The following is a 2,313-nucleotide window of genomic DNA, read 5'->3' on the forward strand; positions in this document are numbered from 1 at the left end:
GCCGCCCGCGAGCGCCCGCACGCCGTCGTCGCTCACCCGGACGAGCGGCGCCACGACCTGGCCGGGGACGCGCTGTGGGCCACGCGCGCGTGAGCGCGGCCGCGGAGCCGGCGGAGCCGATGGTGCGGCTGCGCGGGGTGCGCGTGGCGTACGTCCGGGGCGGCCCGCCCGCCCTCGTCTGCGACGCGCTCGACGTCGCCGCGGGGGTCACCCTGGTCGTCGGCCCGAACGGCGCCGGCAAGAGCACGCTGCTCCGCGTCGTCGCCGGCGTCGAGCGCCCGGGCGCCGGCACGGTCGAGCTGCTCGGCCGCGACGCGGCGTGCGACAAGGCGGCGGCGCGCCGCGCGCTCGCCTACGTCCCCGAGCACCCCGAGCTGTCGCCGTACGCCACCGTCGGCGAGGTGGCGCGGCTGGTCGCCCGCCTGCGCGGCGCCGGCGACGCCGCGGCCGACGCCCCGCTCGACGCCGCGGGCCTGGGCGAGCTCGCCGCGCGCACGGTGCGCGAGCTGTCGCTCGGCCAGCGGCGGCCCGCGCTGCTGGCCGCGGCCTGCGTCGCCGAGCCGCGCGTCGACCTCCTCGACCAGCCGCTCGAGGCGATGGACCGGGCGACGCGCGCCCGCGTCGTCGACTGGGTGGCGCGGCTGCGCGCCGACGGCGCGGCGGTGCTGCTGGCGACCCACGACGTGGCGCCGTTCGCGCCGCACGCCGACCGCGCGATGGTGGACGCCGGCGGCGCGGCGCGCTGGGCGCCCCCCCTCCCCGACGCCGCCGACGCGCGCGTCGCCACCCTCGAGGCGCTCGCGTCGGACGGCGCGGGCTGAGGACACGCATGGCACGCGGGACACGTGAGACGATCGAGGGCGCCGAGTGGGACGGGCGCGACCTCTCGGGCGCGCAGCACGCGGGCGTCGACTTCGTGGACGTCGACCTGACCGAGTCCACCGGCCGCGGCGCGGCGTTCACCGAGTGCACGTTCCGCCGCGTGCGCTTCAACTGCTCGGCGCACACGGACGCCGCGTTCGTCAACTGCCGGTTCGTGCAGTGCGACTTCTTCGACGCGCGGCTCACCGAGTGCAAGCTGGTGGGGAGCGTGTTCGAGCGGTGCACGTTCGACCTCCTGCAGGTGGCCGGCGGCAACTGGTCGCACGTCGGGCTCGCGCGGGCGGACCTGCGGCGCGCCGCGCTGCGCGGGGTGCGGCTGCGCGAGGCCGACCTCTCGGGGGCGCGCCTCGACGGCGCGACGCTGCGCGACGCCGACCTGTCGGGCGCCCTGCTGCGGTCGGCCAGCCTCGCGCGGTGCGACCTGCGCGGCAGCGACCTCGGGGCCCTCGACCCGCGGGAGGTCGCGCTCGCCGGGGCGGTGGTCACCATGGAGCAGGCGCTGGCGATCGCCGCCGCGCTCGGCCTCGACGTGCGCGCGGAGTAGCGGCGGCGCTATCGTTCGGCCGTCCGCCCCCGCCACCCCGAGGCCCGCCGTGTACGTCCCACCCGCCTTCGCCGAGTCCGACGCCGAGGTCCTCGCGGCCTTCGTCGACGCCCACCCGCTCGGCGCGCTCGTCACCGCCGACGACGCGCACGGGCTGCACGCCACGCACCTGCCGCTCGTGCTGCACCGCGAGGGGCCGGGCGCCGGCGTGCTGCGCGGCCACGTGGCGCGCGCCAACGCGCACGCGCGGGCGGACGGGCGCGCCGCGGTGGTGATCTTCGCCGGCGCCGACGCCTACGTGCACCCCGGCTGGTACCCGTCCAAGGCCGAGCACGGGCGCGTGGTGCCGACGTGGAACTACGCGGCGGTGCACGCGCACGGCACGCTGCGCGTGGTCGACGACGCGGCCTGGCTACGCGCGCACGTCGAGTCGCTGACGGCGCGCCACGAGGCGGGGCGCCCGCGCCCGTGGGCGGTGGACGACGCGCCGGCGGAGTACGTCGAGCGGATGCTGCGCGAGGTGGTGGGGATCGAGCTCGCCGTGTCGCGCCTCGACGGCAAGTGGAAGATGAGCCAGAACCGCGCGGCGCCGGACATCGCGGGCGTCATCGCGGGGCTCGCCGCGTCCGACCGCGCGGGGGACCGCGCCGCCGCCGCGGTGGTGGCGGAGCGCCGCCCGCGGAGCAAGCGGTGAGCGCGCGCGCGGCGGGCCGGCTCGGCGCCGCGCTGGTGCTCCTGTCGCTGGCGGGGCTCGCGCTCGCGGGGCTCGGCGTGCGCGCGGGGTGGTGGCCGTTCACGACCGCGCGCGCGGCGCTGCCGGGGGCCGGGTGGGGCGCGCTGGCCGGCGCGGAAGTCGGAGGCCAAGCGGTCTTAGGAAGACAAATCGT

At 79.2% G+C, this 2,313-nt stretch carries 3 protein-coding genes and 1 pseudogene; all 4 read left to right on the forward strand.

The window, feature by feature from the left end; genetic code table 11:
* Positions 1-89 precede the first annotated feature (89 nt).
* On the forward strand, positions 90-821 hold the full coding sequence (locus tag PYV61_RS24330) for an ATP-binding cassette domain-containing protein (RefSeq protein WP_275836466.1): 732 nt from the start codon (positions 90-92) through the stop codon (positions 819-821).
* An 8-nt stretch (positions 822-829) separates the two neighbouring features.
* Positions 830-1,426, forward strand: a complete 597-nt coding sequence (locus tag PYV61_RS24335) for a pentapeptide repeat-containing protein (protein ID WP_275836467.1) — start codon at positions 830-832, stop codon at positions 1,424-1,426.
* A gap of 49 nt (positions 1,427-1,475) precedes the next feature.
* Positions 1,476-2,120: an FMN-binding negative transcriptional regulator gene (locus PYV61_RS24340; RefSeq protein WP_275836468.1), complete on the forward strand. Its 645-nt coding sequence runs from the start codon at positions 1,476-1,478 to the stop codon at positions 2,118-2,120.
* Positions 2,117-2,313 (forward strand): annotated as a pseudogene (locus tag PYV61_RS24345) (hypothetical protein); the annotation flags it as partial. The gene PYV61_RS24340 and the pseudogene PYV61_RS24345, both read left to right, overlap by 4 nt.

The sequence above is a fragment of the Roseisolibacter sp. H3M3-2 genome, assembly GCF_029211165.1.
In the GTDB taxonomy this organism is placed as follows: Bacteria; Gemmatimonadota; Gemmatimonadetes; order Gemmatimonadales; family Gemmatimonadaceae; genus Roseisolibacter.

Excerpts from the sequence above, each read along its gene's own strand:
- PYV61_RS24335 (WP_275836467.1), top strand. The coding sequence starts at position 830 with ATGGCACGCGGGACACGTGAGACGATCGAGGGCGCCGAGTGGGACGGG.